21 protein-coding genes are annotated in these 21,472 nt (G+C 62.4%); 12 read left to right on the top strand and 9 right to left on the bottom strand.

Going from position 1 to position 21,472, the window contains the following annotated elements; genetic code table 11:
- Position 1 precedes the first annotated feature (1 nt).
- The gene (locus HPY65_02130) at positions 2-844 is read right to left on the bottom strand and encodes a MoxR family ATPase (protein ID NPU83258.1); all 843 of its coding nucleotides are present in this window, start codon (positions 842-844) and stop codon (positions 2-4) included.
- 90 nt (positions 845-934) lie between these two features.
- Here HPY65_02130 and HPY65_02125 point away from each other — a divergent pair, with 90 nt between their 5' ends.
- Positions 935-1,084 (top strand): hypothetical protein, encoded by a 150-nt coding sequence (locus tag HPY65_02125; GenBank protein ID NPU83257.1) that lies wholly within the window; start codon positions 935-937, stop codon positions 1,082-1,084.
- Positions 1,085-1,100: 16 nt separating this feature from the next.
- Here the strand turns inward: HPY65_02125 and HPY65_02120 are convergent, their stop codons facing one another.
- Complete coding sequence (locus tag HPY65_02120) at positions 1,101-1,886, bottom strand: hypothetical protein (protein ID NPU83256.1); 786 nt, start codon at positions 1,884-1,886, stop codon at positions 1,101-1,103.
- Between the two features lie 89 nt (positions 1,887-1,975).
- On the opposite strand from HPY65_02120, the gene HPY65_02115 reads away from it, so the two are divergent.
- The 8 genes from HPY65_02115 (at position 1,976) to HPY65_02080 (ending at position 9,729) form a co-directional block, all read left to right on the top strand.
- The gene (locus HPY65_02115; GenBank protein NPU83255.1) at positions 1,976-3,304 is read left to right on the top strand and encodes an MFS transporter; all 1,329 of its coding nucleotides are present in this window, start codon (positions 1,976-1,978) and stop codon (positions 3,302-3,304) included.
- Complete coding sequence (locus HPY65_02110; protein NPU83254.1) at positions 3,301-3,939, top strand: hypothetical protein; 639 nt, start codon at positions 3,301-3,303, stop codon at positions 3,937-3,939. The genes HPY65_02115 and HPY65_02110 overlap by 4 nt, the downstream gene beginning before the upstream one ends.
- Before the next feature lie 263 nt (positions 3,940-4,202).
- A complete protein-coding gene (locus HPY65_02105) occupies positions 4,203-5,195 on the top strand; it encodes a TRAP transporter substrate-binding protein (protein ID NPU83253.1) in 993 nt (330 codons plus the stop codon).
- A 120-nt stretch (positions 5,196-5,315) separates the two neighbouring features.
- Positions 5,316-5,852 carry a TRAP transporter small permease gene (locus HPY65_02100; GenBank protein NPU83252.1) on the top strand — a complete coding sequence of 179 codons (537 nt, stop codon included), beginning with the start codon at positions 5,316-5,318 and terminating at the stop codon, positions 5,850-5,852.
- Between the two features lie 96 nt (positions 5,853-5,948).
- A complete protein-coding gene (locus HPY65_02095) occupies positions 5,949-7,253 on the top strand; it encodes a TRAP transporter large permease subunit (protein ID NPU83251.1) in 1,305 nt (434 codons plus the stop codon).
- Between the two features lie 15 nt (positions 7,254-7,268).
- Positions 7,269-8,051 carry a 5-oxoprolinase subunit PxpA gene (locus HPY65_02090; GenBank protein NPU83250.1) on the top strand — a complete coding sequence of 261 codons (783 nt, stop codon included), beginning with the start codon at positions 7,269-7,271 and terminating at the stop codon, positions 8,049-8,051.
- 17 nt (positions 8,052-8,068) lie between these two features.
- A complete protein-coding gene (pxpB, locus tag HPY65_02085; protein ID NPU83249.1) occupies positions 8,069-8,776 on the top strand; it encodes a 5-oxoprolinase subunit PxpB in 708 nt (235 codons plus the stop codon).
- Positions 8,773-9,729: a biotin-dependent carboxyltransferase family protein gene (locus HPY65_02080; GenBank protein NPU83248.1), complete on the top strand. Its 957-nt coding sequence runs from the start codon at positions 8,773-8,775 to the stop codon at positions 9,727-9,729. Before pxpB ends, HPY65_02080 begins: the two co-directional genes overlap by 4 nt.
- Positions 9,730-9,809: 80 nt before the next feature.
- Here the strand turns inward: HPY65_02080 and HPY65_02075 are convergent, their stop codons facing one another.
- Both HPY65_02075 and HPY65_02070 read right to left on the bottom strand, forming a co-directional pair.
- Complete coding sequence (locus tag HPY65_02075; GenBank protein NPU83247.1) at positions 9,810-10,484, bottom strand: hypothetical protein; 675 nt, start codon at positions 10,482-10,484, stop codon at positions 9,810-9,812.
- Positions 10,485-10,512: 28 nt separating this feature from the next.
- Complete coding sequence (locus tag HPY65_02070; protein ID NPU83246.1) at positions 10,513-11,271, bottom strand: FAD/NAD-binding family oxidoreductase; 759 nt, start codon at positions 11,269-11,271, stop codon at positions 10,513-10,515.
- Positions 11,272-11,593: 322 nt separating this feature from the next.
- On the opposite strand from HPY65_02070, the gene HPY65_02065 reads away from it, so the two are divergent.
- The 3 genes from HPY65_02065 to HPY65_02055 all read left to right on the top strand — a co-directional run bounded on the left by HPY65_02065 (position 11,594) and on the right by HPY65_02055 (position 15,128).
- Complete coding sequence (locus tag HPY65_02065; GenBank protein ID NPU83245.1) at positions 11,594-12,943, top strand: helix-turn-helix transcriptional regulator; 1,350 nt, start codon at positions 11,594-11,596, stop codon at positions 12,941-12,943.
- Between the two features lie 200 nt (positions 12,944-13,143).
- Positions 13,144-14,319 carry an aminopeptidase P family protein gene (locus HPY65_02060; GenBank protein NPU83244.1) on the top strand — a complete coding sequence of 392 codons (1,176 nt, stop codon included), beginning with the start codon at positions 13,144-13,146 and terminating at the stop codon, positions 14,317-14,319.
- A 56-nt stretch (positions 14,320-14,375) separates the two neighbouring features.
- Positions 14,376-15,128: an enoyl-CoA hydratase/isomerase family protein gene (locus HPY65_02055; GenBank protein ID NPU83243.1), complete on the top strand. Its 753-nt coding sequence runs from the start codon at positions 14,376-14,378 to the stop codon at positions 15,126-15,128.
- 187 nt (positions 15,129-15,315) lie between these two features.
- Here HPY65_02055 and HPY65_02050 read toward each other — a convergent pair whose 3' ends face one another.
- From HPY65_02050 to HPY65_02030, 5 genes are all read right to left on the bottom strand, one after another.
- Complete coding sequence (locus tag HPY65_02050) at positions 15,316-16,029, bottom strand: enoyl-CoA hydratase/isomerase family protein (protein NPU83242.1); 714 nt, start codon at positions 16,027-16,029, stop codon at positions 15,316-15,318.
- Between the two features lie 126 nt (positions 16,030-16,155).
- A complete protein-coding gene (locus HPY65_02045) occupies positions 16,156-17,955 on the bottom strand; it encodes an acyl-CoA dehydrogenase (GenBank protein ID NPU83241.1) in 1,800 nt (599 codons plus the stop codon).
- 118 nt (positions 17,956-18,073) lie between these two features.
- The gene (locus HPY65_02040) at positions 18,074-18,772 is read right to left on the bottom strand and encodes a MerR family transcriptional regulator (protein ID NPU83240.1); all 699 of its coding nucleotides are present in this window, start codon (positions 18,770-18,772) and stop codon (positions 18,074-18,076) included.
- Positions 18,773-18,872: 100 nt separating this feature from the next.
- Entirely contained in the window at positions 18,873-20,549 is a 1,677-nt protein-coding gene (locus HPY65_02035) for a long-chain fatty acid--CoA ligase (protein NPU83239.1), read from the bottom strand.
- Positions 20,550-20,623: 74 nt separating this feature from the next.
- Positions 20,624-21,388, bottom strand: coding sequence for an enoyl-CoA hydratase/isomerase family protein (locus HPY65_02030; protein NPU83238.1), 765 nt, complete (start codon positions 21,386-21,388; stop codon positions 20,624-20,626).
- Positions 21,389-21,472: the final 84 nt, after the last annotated feature.

Below are 21,472 nucleotides of genomic sequence, written 5' to 3'. Positions count from 1 at the left end.
CCTATGTGCGCATCCTGAGCTGCCGGCCGGCGTTCTCCAGGTCCAGGCTCTTCTTGAAGAGGACCCCCAGGTAGGGCACGCCGCCCTGCTTGAGGGACGAAACCTTGAAGTCGGGGTCGGCCTTGACGGCGCGGATCCAGTTGATCAGCTCCCGTGTGGCGGGGCGCTTCTCGATCCCGGTGAATTCCCGGAGGCGGTAGAAGGTCGAAATGCACACGTCCGCCAGTTCCCGGTTCAGGTTCGGGAAGTGGACGTCCAGGATGAGGCGCATCATGTCCGGGTCCGGGAAGGCGATGTGGTGGAAGTTGCACCGGCCCAGGAAGGGGTCCGAGAGGTCTTTCTTGGCGTTGGATGTGATGATGATGACCGGGCGGTTCCGGGCCGAGACGGTCTTGTCGACCTCGATGATGTCGAACTGCATCTGGTCGAGGACGTCCAGCATGTCGTCCTGGAAATCCGTGTCGGCCTTGTCGATCTCGTCGATGAGCAGCACCGTCCGGACGTCCGCCGTGAAGGCCTGGCCGATCTTGCCCATCCGGATGTAATCCTCGATGTTGCTGACGTCCCGTTTCGAGTCGCCGAACCGGCTGTCGTTGAGGCGGGTCAGCGTGTCGTACTGGTAGAGGGCGTCCACGAGCTTCATGCTGGACTTGACGTTGAGGATGATCAGCGGCATGTTCAGGGCCTCGGAGATGGCGTGAGCCAGCATGGTCTTGCCCGTACCGGGCTCCCCCTTGAGGAGGAGGGGCATCTCCAGGGCCATGGAAACGTTGACGATCTTGGCCAGCTCGTCGTCGAGGACGTACCGGGACGCCCCGCGGAAAACAAAATTATTCTCGTTCATAAACGGCTCCTTCCCTGCTGAAAACGCTTAACCGGCTTTCCCTGTATTTGAATTCGATGAAAAAAGCCACCCGGAATTGAGATCGGACAGGTGGCATCTCCTCCCCCCCCCGCGGCGGCGGAATTCCTGGCGATCTTCTCCCGCGGGGGAACCGCCGGCACCGTGTTCTCAGCCGCCTGGAAACGCCTCGCGGCGGCGGTCATGCCGGCGGGAGCGATCCTGATCGGCCCGCTGGGTTGAGACGGGAGGAGCCTGTTTACGGCCTCGCCCGCCAGGGGATCCACTCGTACCAGCCCTCCAGGCCCACCTTTGCGGCCCACCGGTCGATCATGGCCCGGTCGCCGGCATGCCCCTCCCCGTATTCCCGCCGGGTGATCTCCGCCAGCTCGCCGCCGTCGAAGAGGAAGATCGTCTTCATGTAGGGGGCCGTCCAGTCGAGGCGCAGGTGGTCCTCGAGAATCTTGAAAAAGGCGAAGTTCATCACGTTGGCGGCGAAGTGGATCCGCTTCGGCATGTATTTCCGGGCATCCGGAGTGAGAACATTGATCGCGGATCGCCACTGCAGGCGAAGCATCCGGGCCTGGGCCGGCCGCAGTTCCGGCAGGGCGTCGTAGAGTCCTTTCTCCACCATGATGTCGGGGGGCATTCTCGTGAGCTGGAAAACCGCCCCTTCATACCACATCACAGCCATGTCCCGGATCTTTTCCCGGCCGAAGACGGAGGAAAGGCGCCGCAGGTCCTCTTCCTCCTCCATCAGGAAGGTCATCAGGGTTCGCCGGCTGGAGACGGGGACGAAACGTTCCTCCTCGGGGGCACCGAAGAGACGTAGGAGGTGGGCGCAGCCGCCGGCGACGGCGTGATTGATGCCGTCGTCGTGAGATTTCCGGTAAACGATGCGGTGGGCCGTCTCGTCCCGGCCGGCCATGGACACCGTGGCCTGGACGGGATGATTCTCCCGCTCCTCGAAGCGGACGTCCCCCCGGGACTGGACACGGAGGCGTTCCAACAGGGCGTTGACGGAATCCATCAGCAGAGGCGGCATAATGCTTGGCAATCCCCGGGAAAAAGGCTATGGATCACAAAACGTCGGGATCATACACCCGCTCTTCGGCCCCGTAAACCCCTTTCATCATGAATGAATCCGAAAACGTAGAAAATCCGCAACCATCGCCGCAGGCACGGCGGTCCGTCCGGGGCTGGGCCCTCTATGACTGGGCGAACTCGGCCTACGCCACCACCGTCATGGCCGGGTTCTTCCCCGTCTTCTTCAAGGAATTCTGCTGCGCCGGGGCGGACCCGGTCGTCAGCACGGCCCGCCTGGGATTCACCAATGCCGCCGCCGGCCTCCTCGCGGCGTTTCTGTTTCCCCTCCTGGGGGCCGCTGCCGACCGGGGACGCTCCCGACGGCGCTTTCTCCTGTTCTTCCTGGGCCTGGGGGCTCTCACCACGGCCTGCCTGTCCCTTGTCCAGGCGGGCCAGTGGCCGGCCGCGGCGATTCTCTACGGACTGTCCCTCATCGGCTTCGCCGGCGGGAACGTCTTTTACGACGCCCTGCTCCCCCTGGTCGCCGGCCGCCGGGACATGGACCGCGTGTCCGCCCTCGGGTACGCCCTGGGTTACCTGGGCGGCGGGATCCTCCTGGCTGTCAATATCTGGATGACCGTTTCCCCCGCCCGGTTCGGACTGGCGGATCCTCTCCAGGCGGTCCGGGCCTCCTTCGTCACCGTGGGGATCTGGTGGCTTGTGTTCTCGATCCCGCTGTTTCTCTGGGTCCGGGAGCCCGCTGAGAAAAAGCGGATCTCCGTCGGCGTCATGTTCCGGGAAGGCTGGCATAATCTCGCCGGGACGATCCGGGGCATCCGCCGCTACCCGACGATCCTCCTCTTCCTCCTGGCCTACTGGTTCTACATCGACGGCGTGGACACCGTCATCCGGATGGCCGTGGACTACGGGCTCTCCCTTGGATTTGCATCAAAAGACCTGATCCTGGCCCTCCTGATGGTCCAGTTTATCGGCTTCCCGGCGGCCCTGGCCTTCGGACGCCTGGGAGAACGGATCGGCACGAAGCGGGCCATCCTGCTGGCCGTCGGCGTCTACCTCCTCGTTACCATCGGGGGCAGCCTGATGCGGACCCGGGAGGACTTCTTTGTCATGGCGGCGGCCATCGGCCTCGTCCAGGGAGGGGTCCAGGCCCTGAGCCGGTCTTTCTACGCCCGGATCATTCCGCCGGACCGGCCCGCCGAGTTTTTCGGCTTTTTCAACATGGTGGGGAAATTCTCCGTCATCTTCGGCCCCGCCCTCGTCGGAATGGCGGGCCTCGCAGCGCGGTCGGCGGGGTTCGAGGGCCCCGCGGCCTCCCGGATCGGCATCCTGTCGGTGGCCCTCCTCTTTCTGGCCGGCGGGACGCTGCTTCTGTTCGTGGACGAGGAAAAGGGAAGAAAGGAGGGGGCAACCCTGTGAGGACCGTCTTTCCGTGGCCGAAGCACCCCCATTCAGGGAATGAATCTCCCGCAAGCGGCAGGAGCCTGCTGCCGGCCGTCGCCTTCTTCCTGTTCCTGCTTCCCTTCCCGGCGGCGGCCGCCGAGCCTCCCGGGACCGTAGCCATGACCGTTCACGCTCAGGTTCCCGGGAACGGATTCCCGGAAGGTGCAACACGCTTCCTCATCCTGCCGTCGGCCGGCGACGACGCGGCGGCGGAGCGGTCCCTGGCCGGGAACGCGGTGCGCATCCTCGAGAATCGGGGATATGTCCGCGACGAGACCCGGCCGGAGATCACGCTGGACGTGTCGTACGAATGCCTCCCCGTCCGGATCGAGACGGCCGCCGGGGCGGGCGGCGCATTGCAGGACGAGCGGCTCTACATCAAGGGCTCCTTCACCGAGACCCGGTTTTCGCGGAAGGTGGTCATCCGCGTCTTCCGGTCCGGGTCCGAAACCGGAATGCCCCCCCTCTGGCGGGGAGAAGTCGAAAGCGGCGGGTCCTGCGGGGAGACCATCCAGGATGCGCCGCTCCTGCTGGACGAACTCCTGGGGGAATTCCCCCGGCCGACGGGGAGACCTGCGGAGCGTGTCCGGAGGCGGGAAGAAACGCCCTGAAGACGGCCCGGCCGGCAGGGAACCGTTTCAGCGGACCGGTTCGATCGCCGCACACGGCCCCCGTTTCTCCGGCATCGGGCCGCACCGTTTGCCAAGCCCCGGAGAATCGTGTTTATCACCCTGATTTTATAAAACAAAATATTTATAATTCGGCTTGCTTTTGAGCGGAACGAGGTTTTATAATCGGCCCCGCTTGCGGCTGGAGCCAAGCGCCCCGGACGAATACCCACCCACCTCAAAACCATGGAAAGGAGAAACGATACATGAAGAAGACCTGGACCCTGTTATTGATCATGCTTGTCTCGGCAGCCTTTCTGGCCTCGCCCTGCCTGGCGAAAACGCAGTGGAACGCCAACTCCGTATGGCCCCCGAAGAACGAGCACAGCGTCGGCCTGACCGAGTTTGCCGCCAAGGTAAAGACCGCCACGAACGGAGAGCTGGAACTGATGGTTCAGAGCGGTGGCGCCCTGGGATACAAGGGCCCGGAACTCCTGAAGGTCGTCCGCGACGGGCTGGTTCCCGTCTCCGATATGCTCATCAGCGGCGTGGCCGGCGACGAAAAGGTCTTCCAGATCGTGACCCTCCCCTTCCTCGTCCGCAACTTCGACGAACTGAAGCTCCTCCTCGACATCTCCCGGCCCCACTTCGACAAGGCCGCCCAGAAGTGGAACCAGAAGATCCTCTACATCGCACCCTGGCCCGGCGCCGGACTCTGGACCAAGAAGAAGGTGGCGAGCCTCGCCGACATGAAGGGCCTGAAGGTGAGAACCTACGACAAGAACGGCGCCCTGGTGATGGAGGCCGTCGGCGCCACACCCCTGGCCCTTCCCTTCAGCGAGGTCTACACGTCGCTGCAGACCGGCGTGATCGACTCGGTCATGACATCGACCCCCACGGCCGTGGACGGAAAGTTCTGGGAAGTGCTGAAGTACTTCGAGCCCCTCAACATCACCATCGCCACCAACATGGTCACCGTGAACCTCAAGGCCTTCCAGAAACTCCCGAAGGCCCAACAGGACGCCCTCGTGAAGGCCGGCAGGGAAATGGAGACGATCATGTGGGCCAAGGTCAGGAAGTGGGACAGGGACATGGAAGCCATCAGCAACAAGAACGGCATCCAGACGGTGAAGCCCACGAAGAAGCAGATCGCCGAGCTCGAGAAGATCACCGAGGGGATCCGGGCCGACTGGCTGAAAACCGCGCCGCCGGACGCCAAGAAGATCTACGCCGATTTCATGAAGAAAGTGAAGCGGTAAGAAAAACGCTTCGGCAGGGTTGAAGCCGGGGGAACCCGGGGGCCTGATCCCCCGGTCCCCCGGCCTTTTTTCAGGCACTCCTGCCGGGGTTTCCCAATTTTTCCCCCTGGAGAAACACACTTGAAAAAGCTGATCAAGGTTTTGGACGGCCTCTCCGGCGCCGGCGGCTGGCTGGCGGGCATCTTCATGGCGATCGCCCTGCTCCTGGTCATAGGCGAAATCATCACCAGGAGTTTCTTCTCCGGAACCCTCTACGTTACCGACGAGTACTCGGGCTACCTGATGGCCATGCTGACCTTCACCGGGCTTGCCTACACGCTCCGCGAACGGGGGCACATCCGGATGATGTTTCTTCCCCATGTCATCAAGGGCCGGGCCCATATCATCTTCAATATGGTCTGCTTCATCGTGGGTTTCCTGTTCTGCGCGGCCCTGACGATGTACACGTGGGAGTTCTTCTGGGACTCCGTCGTCAGCGAGTCCCGGTCGATGCAGATCTCCGAGACGTACCTGGCGATTCCGGAGGCTTTCCTGCCCCTCGGATCGGCGCTCTTGACGCTGCAGTTTCTGGCGGAGTTCCTGAAGGGCCTGCTGGCACTGAGGCAGGACACGGAGGGAATCCGTATCCTGGAAGAGGCCGACGATCTCGGCCGGTAGTTCAAATCCCATTTCCCCGTTTCCCTTCACCCCATGGAGAACGGCAACGGGTCTTTCCATTTGGAAGGGCGGCTCTCCGCCACGGAGTAGAAACAAATGCAACCTGACCTCGGACCCGTTTCGGCGACGATCATCGGGCTCCTTATCCTGTTCCTGGGAGGCTCCGTCTGGATCGGCATCTCCCTGTTCATCGTCGGAATCGGCGGCTTCTTCTTTTTCAGCGACGTGTCCTTCGGATCCATCATCGCCAACGTCGCCTGGAACAACACCAGCGGATCGGCCATGATGGCCCTGCCCTTCTTCATCTGGATGGGCGAAATCCTGTTCCGGAGCCGGATCTCGTCGGACCTTTTCCGGGGCCTGGCTCCCTGGATGGACGCCATCCCGGGACGACTCATCCACGTGAACGTCCTCGCCTGCACGTTCTTTGCCGCCGTCAGCGGCTCCTCGGCGGCGACGACGGCCACCGTGGGGAAGATCACCGTCCCGGAGCTGGAAAAGCGCAACTACGACCACGACCTCTCCATCGGGTCGCTGGCCGGGGCTGGGACGCTGGGATTCCTGATCCCTCCCAGCATGGTCATGCTCGTCTACGGCATCATCGGCGACGTCAGCATCGGCAAGCTCTTCATCGCCGGATTCCTTCCCGGCTTCATGATCGTTCTGCTGTTCTGCGGATACATCTTTCTCCGCTGCCTGATCAATCCCGCGCTGGCACCGCGGGCGGAAGACCGCTACACTTGGAAAGACCGTCTCCAGGCCATCCCGGCCATCGCCCCCGTCGTGCTTCTCGTGTTCCTTGTGCTGGGAAGCATTTACCTGGGGTGGGCCACCCCGACCGAGGCCGGAGGCGTTGGGGTCGTGGGCGCGCTGTTTTTCGCCGCCCTCACCAGGAGCCTCTCCTGGCAGGTCTTCAAGACAAGCATGATCAACTCGATAAAGACGAGCTGCATGATCATGCTCATCGTCATGGGCGCTTCCTATCTCTCGAACGTCTTCGGCTTCCTGGGAATCACGCGGGCCCTGACGGAGTACGTCGTCTCGATGCAGCTTTCCCCGTACATGCTCATTGTCATCCTGACCATCCTCTACCTCTTCCTGGGCTGCCTCATCGACGGGTTCTCCATGATCGTCATGACGGCGCCGCTGGTCCTGCCCCTGGTGGAGGCGGCGGGGTTCGATCTCGTGTGGTTCGGCATCTATCTCGTCGTCATGATCGAGCTGGCCCAGGTGACGCCGCCCGTGGGCTTCAACCTCTTCGTCATCAGCGGGCTCAACAACGACAGCCTGTTCCGCATTGCCAGGGCGGCGATGCCCTTTTTCCTGCTCATGCTCCTGGCGACGATCCTGCTGACGGTCTTCCCGGACATCGCCCTCTACCTGCCCAACCGGATGAAATAAGCCAGGAGACGCCCGATGAAGAACATCGACCTGAACTGCGACATGGGAGAGAGTTTCGGCGCCTATACCCTCGGCATGGACGCCGAGGCGATCCGGCACATCACCTCGGCGAACATTGCCTGCGGATTTCACGCCGGCGACGCCCGGGTCATGTACGAAACGGTCCGCCTGGCAAAGGGAAACGGCGTGGCTGTGGGCGCCCACCCGGGCTACCCGGATCTCGCCGGTTTCGGCCGGCGGAGGATGGATTGCACGCCCGAGGAAATCCGCGACTACGTGATGTATCAGGTGGGGGCTCTCCGGGCCTTCTGCGATGCCCACGACGTGGCGCTCCAGCACGTAAAGCCGCATGGAAGCCTGTACAACGAGAGCGTCGGGAACGAGGCCCTCCTGCGCAGCCTCATCGGGGCCGTCGCCCGGATCGACCGCGGCCTCATCTACCTGGCCCTTGGCGGAGCCCAGGCGCCGCTGGTGAAGCGAATCGCCGCAGAGGCGGGGATCCGGGTCGCCTTCGAGGCCTTCCCCGACCGGGCCTACACGCCCGACGGGAAGCTCGCGCCCAGGAGCATGCCCGGGGCCGTGATCGAGGACCCGGAAGAGGCCTCCGCCCGGGCGCTCCTGATGGCCCAAGAGGGAAAAGTGATCGCCACCGACGGGACGGTCCTCGATATGGAGATCCACACGCTCTGCGTTCACGGCGACAACCCCGCGGCGGTGGCCCTGGTGAAGCGGATCCGTTCCGTCCTCGAGCGGGACGGGATCGGGGTCGCCCCCCTGGGAACCTTCATCGGTCCATAAGGAGGATGGTTTCGCCCATGACTTTCCTTCCGTTCGAGAGACCCCGCCTGCGGCACAGCGGCGACCGGGCCATCCTGGTGGAATACGGCGATGCCATCGACCCCGCGATCAACGAGAAAGTCCGGGCCGTCACGGCTCTCCTCAAGCGGAATCTCCCCGAGGGCGTCCAGGCCGTCGTTCCCGCTTACCGCTCCCTCTCCCTTCTTTACGATCCCCTGCAAACGACTCCGGAACGGCTGTCGGAGGTCCTGAACGAACTGGAGGGACATCTCCGGGAGGTGGACATCCCGGCGCCCCACATTGTCGAAATTCCGGTCTGCTACGGAGGAGAGCACGGACCCGATATCGGAGTCGTTGCGGAGCGCAACGGGCTGACCCCGGAAGAAGTCATCGCCGTCCACTCCGGAACGGACTACCCGATTTACATGATCGGCTTCACCCCCGGCTTCTGCTACCTGGGCGGGCTCAACAAACAGATCGTAACGCCGCGCCGGGAAACGCCCCGGACGGTCATCCCCGGCGGCTCCGTCGGCATCGCCGAGGCCCAGACGGGCGTCTACCCGGTGGACAGCCCCGGTGGTTGGCAGATCATCGGCCGGACGCCCCTCCGGCTTTTCGCCCCGGAGCGGGAGTCACCCTTTCTCTATGAGGCGGGCGACCGGATTCGCTTCGTCCCGATTCCCGAGTCGGAATTCGACCGGATCCGCCAGGAGGAGAAACCCTGATGGAGGCCTTCCGCGTTCTTTCGCCAGGTTCCCTGACGACGGTCCAGGACGCCGGACGCTACAGTTACATCGACCGCGGCGTCCCCCCATCCGGTGCGCTGGACGGCTTTGCCTACCGCATCGCCAATCTGCTGGTCGCGAATCCCCCCGAGGCAGCCGTCCTGGAAATGACACTGCAGGGTCCGGCCCTGGAGGTTCTCTGCGAAGCCGACATGGCCCTGGCAGGCGCCGACATGGCCGCTACGCTCAACGACGGGCCGATGCCACCCTGGAAGTCCTTCCGGGTTAAGGCGGGGGACATCCTCCGGTTCCATTTCGCCACGACCGGCTGCCGGACCTACCTGGCCGTCTCGGGGGGAATCGATGTCCCCGTCGTCATGGGGAGCCGCGCCACCTGCCTCAAGGCGAAGATCGGCGGCATCGAGGGAAGGGCTCTGTGGAAGGAGGACGTCCTCCGGCGGGGTGCCGGCGACCTCCTGGCGGCACCGAGGCGCCTTCCGTATCGCTGGATCCCGACGTACCGGACCGACATCGTGCTGAAGGCCCTGCCGGGGCCCCAGGAAGAGGCCTTTCACTCGGGGATGGAGATTTTTTTCGACGCCGACTATACCGTGGCATCCGAGGCGGACCGCATGGGGTATCGCCTCCATGGCACGCCGATCCACCATGACGAGGGATTTCCCCAGAGCATCATCTCGGAGCCGGTCATCCCGGGCAACGTCCAGCTCCCCGCCGACGGACAGCCGATCATCCTCCTTGTGGAGCAGACGACGGGGGGCTACACGAAAATCGCTACGGTGATCTCGACGGATCTGCCGAAGGTCGCCCAGGCCATGCCGGGCAACCGGATCTGGTTCAAGAAGGTGACCCTGGAGGAGGCCCATGCCCTCTACAGGACCGAAGCGGCAAGGCTGCGGGAGATCGATGCCTTTTTCACTGTCGGCGGCCGCTGACCGGGAGATCGAGCCGGGCTGCCGCGAGGCCCGGCAATCGAACCATTTCCCCGTCCGAATGCATCTTCCCGCACCGTTTTTCAGCGATACACCCGGTCCCCGATCCGCAGGGACGTGACATAGAAGATCTCGCAGGCCCCCCGGTCCGTATCCTCACGGGTAAGGCTCGTCTTGAGCCGGATGGTCTGTCCCTCGATGAGTCCCTCGCCGTTCACCAGGTACCCCTCGAGAACAATGCGATCCTTGACGCTCACATCGCGGTCGATAGCCCGGAAGAGGTTCCCCGTCGCCGGGATGAGATGGTTGTTGGACCCGTGGGACATAACATACTCGAAGCTCACAGGCGAGTCGTCCCCCTTGATCCGGAACCAGGCGAGGCGGGTGTTGTCGTGCTTGATCTGCAGGCGTTTTGCGATGTCCGGGTCCGTGAGGCGGCCCCAGACGAGGGCCAGGTCGAAAGGCATCACCTCGGCACCCCATCCGGACGAGTACTTTCTCTTCGAGGATACGACGGCGGCGATCCGGTATCGGGCTACGGGAACCAGGTCCACGAATCCGGCCTTCAGCTTGATGCGGATTTTCTCGTTCGAAGAAAGGGAATCCTGGACGGGTTCGGCCTTGACGTCGATGGGCGGCTGGACAGTCGCGACGGACACGGGTTTCTCGCCGCAGCCGGCGACAAGCAGCACCGCCAGAAGGATCGTCCCTCCGGATGCCCGGCACGCAGATCGGACGCTGGACGCGATGAGACGCATGAAAGTTCGTGATCCGGCCATGGGCGGGCTATTTCTTCCAGATGAACCGTTCCTCCTCCACCATCGCCGGATCCACGCCCAGGATTCCCAGTTCCTTCAGGGCGGACTCCATCATGGGAGGCGGACCGCAGAGGTAAAAGGCGGCATCCCGCATCACCCCGTGCCGTTTCAGGATGTCGGCGCTCAACCGACCCTTTTCGTAGAGAAGTCGCGGGGCCAGCCCGTCGAAGTAGCCTCCGACGTCATCTTCCCTGCTCAGGCAGTGGATCACCGTGAGGTCGAGATCGCGGGTCATCTCGCGGATTTCATCCCGGCAGAAGGTGTCGGACAGCGTTTTGTTGGACCAGAAAAGCAGGACCCGGTTCCTCGCCTTGCCGTTCCGGAAATGGCGAAGGACGCTCAGGAACGGCGTGACGCCCACCCCCCCGGCAATCATGACGATCTCGGGCTTCTCGTCGATGCCCTTGCAGAAAACGCCGAGCGGCCCCATGACTTTCACGGACGTCCCCGGCTTCAGGTCGGGAATGGCGGAGGTGAACGCTCCCTCCTTCTTGATGGTCAGGCGCAGCAGCGAATCCTCGGGGGCGGCGGAGATGGTGAACGGATGGGGCTCGCTCCAGCCATCGGGTCCCGGGATCCGGATGGAGGCGAACTGACCGGCCCGGCGGGCGGAGAACTTTTCATCCGCCCCCTCCAGGAAGACCGAGTTCACGTCATGATTTTCCGGAACCACCCGGACAACCTTCCAGACATTCTTTTCTTCCTTCCCGGCTTCCGTTGTCGTCATCTCAAGACCTCCTCGCTGATCTCGTGATGACATTCGTACCATATTTCCCGCCGGGTCTCCCCGTTTTTTTCCGATCCCGAACCGGCCCGGACACGATGATTCAGCCGGGAATGCGTCCTCTGCCACAGGAAGCGGCGCACAAGCCCTCGCCGGGATCTCATCCCCGACATTCCGAATCCAAAAGCTCCCTTTTTCTGCCGGCTCTGTCTTCCGCCTTGACGAACGGTGACAATCGACCTTATGACTATTGGAACGTAAAGAAGTGCTCCTCCCGACGGCATCCGGCGTTTTTTCCCAAACCCTTCACCCGGGGCCAGGCCCGATGGAACGGAAAGCTTTTTATCAAGACAGGCCCGCCCGTAGCGATGCCGTAAGGCTTCCGCCGGTCCTCGAAAAAATCCCTTTCCCCGTCAGCCCCATCATCCACTCCTCCCTGCGGGCGATCTATGCCGGCGGGCCGAAATCCAGGTGGTCCTCCGACGCCCACGGCCACCCCTATTATCCGTATGAAACAAGGGCGGGAAACATCACCTTCTTTTATGAGCCGCCGCCCGATTATTCCCACCGCTTCCATCCGACCATCGCCCTGTACTACACGCCCCGCCTTGACTTCATCTACTCGGGCCGGCTGAGAAACACCGTCCGCAGCCTGTCCGTGGAGTCGGCGGACGTCCTGATGATCCTGATGTCCGCCATCGCCCGCCTGGACGATCCCCGGACGGGGATTGCGCGCATCACGCCGGAGGAGATCGCGGCCATGAGAAACATCCGCCTTCGCCGCGGCCGGGCGGGGAATCTTCTCGACGACCTGAAAGCGGAAGTCCTTCGCCTTGCGGACCTGAGGGTGTCCATGACCTGGAAGGACTACCGCACCGGCGGAACGGTCACCTTCGGCAGGGAGAGACCGGACCGTCTCCTGGATCTCCTGGACGTGGAATATCGGCGGAAGGACCGGGCAGGAACGGCGTTCCGGTTCCGCTGCGGCCAGGCCCTGGCCCATTTCCTGAACGTGGAGGGGCTGTTCTGGATCGGCTACTACGGCAAGGCCCTTCTCCACCTGAACCCGTATCAGGAGGCATTCACCAAGAAGCTGGGTACATACTGGACGCTGATCGGAACGGTCGCCGGAAAGAAAGGCGGGCTGCCCAGGGCGACCCCCCGGAGCATCCTTGATTTTTGCGGGGAAAGCGTGAATTGGCGCAATCCGGGCCATACGGTGGATGCCTTTTTCAAGGCCCACGAGAGACTCATGCAGATCGGGATCGTCGAGGCGGATGACCTGCGGGAACCCGTCAGCCGGACGAAGGGCTACATGGCAGAGTGGCTGGAGACGCCCATCACCGTAAAGCTCTCGGAAAAACTTTGGAGAACGGCAAAGAGGGTCGCTGCAAAACGGAAACGGAAACCGATCGTGACAATCGGGAAGTTAAAAAAACCGCATGGGGACGATTCGATCCCGGCGGACACCTCCCTCCTGACGACGGAGCCGGCACGGCTGAAGAGGCTTCGCACCCGGCTTCATCTTCGCCAGGAAGACGTGGCCGGGGGAGCGGGAATCACCCGCCAGACCCTGTCGCGGTACGAGAGAGGCCTCTCCCGGGTTCCGGAATTCCGGGCGGAAAAAATCCTCGCCCTCCTCAGGCGAACGGCGGCACAGATGGAGTCCCCCTGAGACATCACCCCACCCATCCCTGAAACCGTTTTCACCCATCACCGAGCAATGCGCCCGCGGACATCGTTCCGGCATCAGGATCGCTTTGCCTTTCCCGGGAATTAACACGGCTAATTATCTAAGCGCGGCGGGCGGCGGTTCGGCAATCCGATATAATCGGTTTCCAGATCTCTTTTCTTTATTCGCAGGGAGGTATCTCCATGGACCGTAAAGATAGAATCAAGGGCCTGCAGGCCGGGATGGCCGCCCGGGGCATCACGGCCGCCCTGATCGGCTACTCCAGAAACATCCTCTACTACACGGGCACGGCGCAGCCCTCCTGGCTGGTCGTCCTCCCCGGCGACTACACGCTGTACGTCCGGAGCGGACTGGACTTCGCCCTGAACGACGTCTTCATCCCGCGGGAAAAGGTCCGGGAGGAGCGGCGCCTTGAACGGATCGGCGAGGCCCTGTCCGTACCCGCGCAAGGGGAAGACCGGCGTCTCGGCGTGGAGATGGACATCCTGACGGCGGAGCAGTTCCGGCAGGTCGGGAAATGCTTCCCCGGCTTCGAGGCGGTCGACGTCTCCTCCCTGCCGCTGGACCAGAGAAAGAAGAAGGAGCCGGCCGAGATCGAAAAGATCCGGAAGGCCTGCGGGGCCATCCATGCGGGCCACGAGGCGGTGCTGTCCACCCTGAGGGAAGGGATCACGGAGCTGGAGCTGGCCGCCGCGGTTGAAAACGCCCACCGCCTGGCGGGCCACGAGGGAATCTTCTTCATCCGCCAGCCCGACTTCTTCATGAGCCGGGGCCCCATCAGCTCCGGCCCCAATCTCTTCCGCATCAGCGGCGTCGTCTACACCATCACGGGGGTGGGCCTGAGTCCCGCCGTACCGGCGGGGCCGTCGAGGAGAAAAATCGAGGCGGGCGACATCGTGATCGTGGACATCCCCACCCTGGTCGACGGCTACCACGCCGATCAGACGCGCACCTATTGCCTGGGGAAGGCCGGAAAAGAGATCCACTCCCTGTACGACGACCTCCGCTCCATCGCCGACCACCTGATCGCCGCCATCCGTCCGGGGATCGCCTGCACCGAGGTCTACCGGCTCGCCGTCGAAAAAGCCGGCGAGTTGGGGCGCCGGGAGACGTTCCAGCACTTCGGGGGCGGAAAGATCTCCCGGCTGATCGGGCACGGTATCGGACTCGAGCTGAACGAGCCCCCCATCCTGTCCGGTTACGACGCCTCGCCCCTCGAGGAGGGCCAGGTCGTTGCCCTGGACCTGCACATGCTCGACGAGGCGCTGGGCGTGGTCAAACTGGAGGACATGATTCACATCCGGGCGAAACGGAATGAAATCCTGACCACGACGCCCCGGATGCTCTTCGAAGTGTAGACCGCCGCATGGCGGACCGCCATGGTCTCATCCATCCACGGAAAGGAGGTATGTCCATGCAGTTTCTGGAATGCAGCAGGGAGCAGGGAATCGCGACCGTCACCTTGAGCCGGGGGAAGGTGAATGCGCTGAACGAAGCCGTCATCGACGAAATGACCGCCTGCATCCGGGATCTGGCTGTGGATCCTGCAGTCCGGGCCGTAATCCTCACGGGAAGAGGGAAGTTCTTCACTTACGGATTCGACATTCCCGAATTCCTGGAATACGGGAAAGAAGACTTCCTCCGCTACCTGACGAAATTCACCAATTTCTACGGAGCGCTGTTCCTGTACCCCAAGCCCGTCGTGGCGGCCCTCAACGGGCACACGATGGCGGGAGGATGCATGATCGCCATCGCCTGCGACTACCGGACCATGGTCACGGGAAAGGCGAGGATCTCCCTCAACGAGATCAACTTCGGCTCGTCGCTTTTTGCGGGGAGCGTCGAGATCATGAAGATGTGGCTGGGGCAGAGGAACGCGGAGACCGCGGTCTACACAGGCGCCCTGTACTCCGCCGAGGAGGCTCTCCGGCTCGGTCTCGTCCACGAGGCGGTCGCGGAGGAAGACCTGGCGCCGCGGGCGATGAAGATTGCGGAAGAATTCGCCGCCAAGGACGGCGCCGCCTTCCGGAGCATCAAGAAGCTGCTCCGGGGACCGCTGGCGGAGAAGATCCGGGAACGGGAGCGGGCCTCTCTCCTGGAGTTCGTCGACATCTGGTATTCGGAGAAGACGTGGAAGCTGCTCAAAGAGAAGCAGATCCGCTCGTAGTCAACGGACTGCTGAAGGGGACGGATTTTAAAATCCGTCCCCTTTTCCTTGGTACCCAGACAGCCTCGCAAATAACTCGCAGGCAAAAAGTGCAAATCCTGAGGAGTGAGGCGTACTCTCTGTCGGTACACCGCAGCGACGAAGGATGAAGCGCAACGCAGCATCCGGGCTTTTTCCGGGGTCGTCTTCAGGCCAGCAATTGTCCTGACTGTATGAGTTCCTGATCTTCCGTGTCGATGATCCGGACGATGTCGGCGTTCATGCGGGCCTTCATGACCCCGTAGATTGCCCGCTTCTTGTTGAGGCCCTTCGCGAAGCTCAGGGCCTCCGCGTCCAGCGACTCGACCGGACAGGCCTTGCTGACGATATGGTGCGCCTCGCATTCCGCCGCGGTCAGCCTCTTTCCCAGGTAATACATCTCATCCAGCTTGTACCTGGGAACGGCCTTCTTCATGATGGCCACCATGCCCGGCCAGAAGGGGATCCCGATATCCACCTCGGGAAAGCAGAAAAAGCCCCGGTCGGACCGCATGAACCGGAAATCGAAGCAGCAGCAGAGGATCGCCCCCCCGGCGAAGGCATGGCCGTTCATGACGGCGATCGTGGGCATGGGGTAGAGAAGAAGGCGCCTCAGGAGAACATCGAGGGAGACGAAAAACTGCGCCGCCGTCTGGAGGTCGTTCCTGCCGACAACCCCCATGATCCATTCGATGTCGATCCCGTTGGAAAAAATCTTTTCATGGGCGGAGCGGACAATGAGCGCGTTCGCCTCCGTCTTCTGCTCGATCTCGTCCAGGACCGCGAGAAATTCCTGGATAAACGACAAATTGATGCGGTTTTCGCCGTCGTTCATGGTGAGAACGGCAACCGTCCCGTCCAGTGTGTATTCAAATCCGGCCATTTTCAATCTCCCCGCTCCATGGGGAGGAGATCGCCTTCCCGGACGATCCCCTCCCTGGAGTTTCCAGATTCATGTTAACAATTCAAAGGCTTGAAATCCCGGTCCGCCTGCGCGGACAGGGGTTCTCTACAATGCCGCCTCCGCAACCTGGACGGCGGTCAGATCCTCCATCTTGACGATCCGGGCGCGGCCGAAGACCTGGGGCAGGAAATTCCGGCAGTAATACTGCACCGTCGCCACCTTGCCCTGGTAAAAGTCGGCGTCCGGCCCCTCCGCCCCGCCTTCCAGCCTGGTCTGGGCGATCATGCCCTGCTCCAGGAGCAGGTGGGCAACGGCCACCTCGGACATGCAGTCGAGAAACCGCGTCGAGGTGAGCGGGATCAGGTCGAGCTTCCCTTCCCCGAAGTATCGGCCGTAGTCCAACACCAGCCCGACGACGGACTCCAGGGCCTCTTTCAGGATCTCCAGCTCCTTGCCGAACGTCCGGTCTTTCTCGTGGTCCTTGATGAACGCCGACACTTCCTCGGCCCAGGCCTGGAAGACGGCGCCTCCGCCCATGTTGAGCTTCCGCCCGACCAGGTCGGCGGACTGGATGAAGTTCGTTCCGTCCCAGATGGAGAGGATCTTGCAATCGCGTGTGTACTGCTCCACCGGGTATTCCTTCGTGAACCCGTAGCCCCCGAGGACCTGGATGCCGTCACGGCCCATCTCGAAGATCCGGTCCGAGCAATAGGCCTTGACGAGCGGCGTGAACAGCTCCAGCCGGCCCTTCGCCCTCCTCCGCTTGTCCGGATCGGGGCAGTTCCTGGACAGGTCCTCCATGAGGTAGGTCTTGTAGACGAGCGCCCGCATCCCTTCCGTCAGCGACTTCAGGTTCAGGAGCATCCGGCGGATGTCGGCGTGCTCCACGATCCGGATCCGCTCGCCGCCCATGGCGAACCGCGTCCCCTGGACGCGCTCCTTCGCGTATTCCAGGACGTTCGCGTAGATGTTCGCGCCGAAGGCCACCGACTCCAGCCCCACGGCCATCCGGGCCACGTTGACCATCTGGAACATGTAGGCCAGCCCCTTGCCGGCCTCCCCGATCAGGTGCCCCCGGCACTGCCCGTTCTCCCCGAAATTCAGGACGCAGGTGGCCGAGCCGTTGAGGCCCATCTTGTGCTCGATGCCGATGCAGGCCACGTCGTTCGGTTCGCCCAGCCTCCCGTCCTCATTGACCCAGATCTTGGGCACGGCGAAGAGGGAGACGCCCTTCGCGCCTGCCGGCGCTCCTTCGATCCGGGCGATGACCAGGTGGACGATGTTCTCCGTCAGGTCGTGCTCGCCGGAGGTGATGAAGATCTTCGTCCCCTGGATTTTGTAATACTTCCCGTCGGGTATCGCCTTCGCGGCGACCATGTGGGCGTCGGATCCAACCGCCGGCTCCGTCAGGCACATGCTGCCGCCCCAGGTGCCGTCGTACATCTTTGCACAGAAGAGATCCTTCTGCTCCGGGGAGCCGAAGCTCTCGATCATGGACCCGTTGCCCGGCCCCAGTCCCGCGAAGCAGCCGAAAGAGAAATTGGCGCTGATGAAAAACTCCATCGCCGCCTCGGCCACGATCAGGGGCAGTCCCTGGCCCCCGAAGTCCGTCTTCATCGCCAGGGCGAACCAGGAGCCCTCCCGGAAAACCTTCCAGGCATGCTTGAACGATTCCGGCACCAGGACCCGGCCCTGGTCGAACCGGCATCCCTGCCGGTCCCCGTCCTGGAACGACGGCGCCACATCATTGGCCGCGATTTTCTGGGCCTGGTCGAGGATCATGTCGAAATCCTCCATGGTGAATCCCTGATACGGCTCCAGTTCCAGAAGCTGATCGATGCCCAGGTGCTCCTTCAGGACGAATTTCACGTCCCGATCATCCCGCTTGTAAAAATTCTGTCCCATGCAATCCTCCGCTACAATCGACACCATTCATGAATGAAGCACCGCCCGCCATAACTCCCCGCGGACGGCACCGTATGATTTTCTCGCCACGGTCTTCCGGAGCTTACCGGCGATCCGGTCACTTGTCCTCGAGGCTCATTTTGATGTGCGACTGGATCTTCCTCTGGAAGAGCCTCCTCAACAGGTAACCGCGCGTGTATTCCGCCGCCTTGGACAGCTCGATGGAGATCTCCATGTTCTCTTTCAGGCTCCGGTCCCGGACGATTTTCTCCCGGATCGCGAACTCCTGGTCGATCATCCGGCCTCCGATTTTCAGGTATTTGACAAAGTCGTCCCAGCAGTTCTCGAACTGCAGGATTCGTTTCAGGACGTCCTTTCCCCACAGGACGTCTTCATGGTTGTAGAGTTCCCTGCCCTCGTCCTGGATGTAGGGCATGATCAGTCCCATCTTCTCCGCGGTTTTCAGTTCTTCCGCCGTCAGCCCGGTCTGCAACAGGTATTCGGCCCGGTTCATCAGCCGGCTGTCGACGGCGTTCGCGGGAGGATTGAAGATCACGTCCTCCACGGATTCGGCCTCCTGCAGGCTCAGGCCGCTGTCCATCCTTCTTAAGATGTTCTTGATGATCGACAGGGGAAAGTGCCTGTTTTCCTGCAGATACAGGATGGTCTGGAGTTTCTGGACACAGCTCTCGTCGTAATGGGAAAGCAGCTTGCCGACCTTTTCGGGTGCGGGCAGCAGGCCGTTGGCGACATAATAGCGGATGGTGGATATGGGCACGCCCGTCATCTTCGACAACTCACCGATTCTCAATCCCATATCGATTCTCCCTTCTCAGAATGGATTCCGGACCGCTGCATAGCCGACTTCCCGTTCCCGAATCAAGGATTCCCGGCATCGCCGGGAGGAGGCCGGCCGCCTATTTCGCCTTCCGGGCCGCCAGTTCCTCGTCCCTGAGCACCCGGCGCAGGATCTTGCCCACGGCCGTCTGCGGCAGGGCCTGCCGGAATTCGACGTATTTCGGCACTTTGTATGCGGCGAGCTTCGCCTTGCAAAAATCGACAATCTCCTTCTCCGTGGCCGTCTCATCCTGCTTCAGGACCACAAAGGCCTTCACCGTCTCTCCGCGGTACGTGTCCGGGATGCCGACGACACAGGCGGCCTGCACCTTGGGATGCTGGTAAAGGACCTCGTCCACCTCCCGCGGATAAATGTTATACCCGCCGGCGATGATGACGTCCTTTTTCCGGTCGACGATGAACAGATACCCCTCCTCGTCCAGGTAGCCGATGTCGCCCGTGGACAGCCATCCGTCCCGGATGACCTCGGCCGTCGCCTCGGGATTGTTGTAGTATTCCTTCGTCACCTGGGGCCCCTTGAGCAGGATCTCCCCGGCCTCGCCGAGCTTCAGGTCACTGGTTCCCGTTTCGACATCGACGATGCGGCAGTCCACCTCCGGCAGCGGGATTCCCACGCTTCCGAGCTTGGTCTTCCCCCGCCAGGGGTTGAACGTGGCCAGCGCCGACGTCTCCGAGAGCCCGTACAGCTCGACGATCGAGGAGCCGGTGAGGGCTTCCCACTGGTGGATCGTCTCCAGGGCGACCGGAGCGGCCCCGGAAAAGCAGCCCTTGATGAAATCCATCTTCGTGGAGGTGAATTTCGGGTGGTTCAGAAGCCCCACGAACATCGTCGGGACACCGCCGAACAGGGTGGGCTTGAAGCGCAGCGTCAGCTCGCAGATGACATCGGGAGTGGGCCGGGGAACCAGGATGTTGGTCCAGCCGCGAAGGATGGCGTTGTTCATCATGTCGGTGTAGCCCGCCACGTGGAAGAAAGGCAGGACGGCCAGCAACCGCTCCTTCCCGTCCTCCGTATCGAACAGCCAGGCCCGGAACTGCTGGGCGGCGATGCTGGAGTTGGCGTGGCTGAGGACGACGGCCTTGGAGACGCCCGTCGTTCCGCCCGTGAAGATGAAGGCCGCCGGATCGTCGAAGTCGACCTTCGTATCCGGGGGCGATGAAACAGGACCGGCCAGGAGGGCGCTGAACTCGTAGACGCCGCTCTCCGGCGGGATATCGAAATGCAGGGCGGCGACCTCCTTGACCAGGGGATCGTCGCCGGCGTCGGCCGGCAGGTAGTCCCGGGCATGGCAGACGACGACCTTTTCGACTTTTGTCTTGCCTTTCAGGGACAGCACCGTCGGCACGAACAGGTCCATCGCAACGGCCACGCGCGCACCGGAGTTGTTCAGGTTGTGCTCCAGCTCCGCCGGCGTGTAGAGGGGGTTGTTCATCACCGCCACGGCCCCCAGGCGGAACAGGGCATAGGTGGCGATGACCATCTGCGGAATGTTGGGCAGAATGAGGGCAACCTTGTCGTTCTTCTTCACGCCCAGGCCGTCCAGGGCGGCGGCGAACCGGTCGACGCTCTCGTCCAGTTCCCGGTAGGTGATTTCTTTTCCCATCAGAATGAGTGCGACATGGTCCGGAAAACGCGACGCCGTCCTTTTCAGAACGGCGCCCATGGTTATTCTCTCGATGTTCAACGTCGGTGAAACGCCCGCCACGTAAGCCTTGTGCCAGATTCTGTCTTCCATGTTTTATCCTTTCTCTCCCATCGGATCGCTTTCGCGGGCTAAGATGAATAAATCATTCCCATCCGTATCCGTCATTACCCGGCGTTCTGCGAGGTCATCTCGACCATGCACATCGCCTGGTTCCTGTCTTCCAGCATGATCGCGTCCTCGAGGCTGAGCCCGCCGGTGTTCCGGTTCAGGGCCTCCTTGGTCAATCTCAGCCCGATCGGCGATTTCCCCGCCATGGTCTGCGCCATCTTCATGGCCTCCTCCAGCAGGCGGTCCTTCCCGACGATGGCCTGGACGAATCCGATCCGATAGGCCTCGTCGGCGCCGAATTTGTCGCCCGTCATCAGGTATCGTGCCGCATTCCCGGCCCCCACGATGCGGGGAAACAGCCAGGAGGAACCCATGTCCGCCCCACCGGTCCCGATGTTGATGTAGGCGGCGATGAATTTCGCCTCCGGGGCGGCGATCCGGACGTCGCAGGCCGCGGCGATGGACAGCCCCGCCCCCGCCGCCCCGCCGTTGACGGCGGCGATGATCGGCTGGGGACAGCGCCTCATGAAAAGAATGAAATCGGAAAAAAGTTTCTGAAATTCGTAGACGGCCTTGGGCTTGAACCCGCCCGGGGGAATGAAATTCATAAGATCATTCATGTCCATGCCGGCGTTGAACGCCTTTCCGGCCCCGGTCAGCACGATGACCCGGGTGTCATGGTCGCGGAACCGCTCCTGGAAGAACTCCCGGAATTCGCTGATCATGACGTAGTTCATGGCATTCATGGCCTCGGGACGGTTGAAGGTCAGGACCCCGACGGGCCCCTCCCTCACGAACTGGATCGTTTCATAACTCATCATCGACCTCCTTATACAAGTTCATGCGAAGGCGCATGTATCATTCTCCTTCAAAGAACCATTTCCGATGACGCCGGTATAACGGCC

It is taken from the genome of Syntrophaceae bacterium, from assembly GCA_013177825.1.
Classification (GTDB): domain Bacteria; phylum Desulfobacterota; class Syntrophia; order Syntrophales; family PHBD01; genus PHBD01.
This window is presented reverse-complemented; position numbering and strand designations above follow the sequence as displayed.

Bases quoted from the DNA above. Each gene is read 5' to 3' on its own strand.
- HPY65_02040 (NPU83240.1), bottom strand. From the start codon at position 18,772: ATGGGATTGAGAATCGGTGAGTTGTCGAAGATGACGGGCGTGCCCATA.
- HPY65_02050 (NPU83242.1), bottom strand. From the start codon at position 16,029: ATGGCCGGATTTGAATACACACTGGACGGGACGGTTGCCGTTCTCACC.
- HPY65_02070 (NPU83246.1), bottom strand. From the start codon at position 11,271: ATGACGACAACGGAAGCCGGGAAGGAAGAAAAGAATGTCTGGAAGGTT.
- HPY65_02060 (NPU83244.1), top strand. From the start codon at position 13,144: ATGGACCGTAAAGATAGAATCAAGGGCCTGCAGGCCGGGATGGCCGCC.
- HPY65_02055 (NPU83243.1), top strand. From the start codon at position 14,376: ATGCAGTTTCTGGAATGCAGCAGGGAGCAGGGAATCGCGACCGTCACC.
- HPY65_02045 (NPU83241.1), bottom strand. From the start codon at position 17,955: ATGGGACAGAATTTTTACAAGCGGGATGATCGGGACGTGAAATTCGTC.
- HPY65_02075 (NPU83247.1), bottom strand. From the start codon at position 10,484: ATGCGTCTCATCGCGTCCAGCGTCCGATCTGCGTGCCGGGCATCCGGA.
- HPY65_02030 (NPU83238.1), bottom strand. From the start codon at position 21,388: ATGATGAGTTATGAAACGATCCAGTTCGTGAGGGAGGGGCCCGTCGGG.
- HPY65_02130 (NPU83258.1), bottom strand. From the start codon at position 844: ATGAACGAGAATAATTTTGTTTTCCGCGGGGCGTCCCGGTACGTCCTC.
- HPY65_02105 (NPU83253.1), top strand. From the start codon at position 4,203: ATGAAGAAGACCTGGACCCTGTTATTGATCATGCTTGTCTCGGCAGCC.
- HPY65_02095 (NPU83251.1), top strand. From the start codon at position 5,949: ATGCAACCTGACCTCGGACCCGTTTCGGCGACGATCATCGGGCTCCTT.
- HPY65_02120 (NPU83256.1), bottom strand. From the start codon at position 1,886: ATGCCGCCTCTGCTGATGGATTCCGTCAACGCCCTGTTGGAACGCCTC.
- HPY65_02115 (NPU83255.1), top strand. From the start codon at position 1,976: ATGAATGAATCCGAAAACGTAGAAAATCCGCAACCATCGCCGCAGGCA.
- pxpB (NPU83249.1), top strand. From the start codon at position 8,069: ATGACTTTCCTTCCGTTCGAGAGACCCCGCCTGCGGCACAGCGGCGAC.
- HPY65_02065 (NPU83245.1), top strand. From the start codon at position 11,594: ATGGAACGGAAAGCTTTTTATCAAGACAGGCCCGCCCGTAGCGATGCC.
- HPY65_02035 (NPU83239.1), bottom strand. From the start codon at position 20,549: ATGGAAGACAGAATCTGGCACAAGGCTTACGTGGCGGGCGTTTCACCG.
- HPY65_02090 (NPU83250.1), top strand. From the start codon at position 7,269: ATGAAGAACATCGACCTGAACTGCGACATGGGAGAGAGTTTCGGCGCC.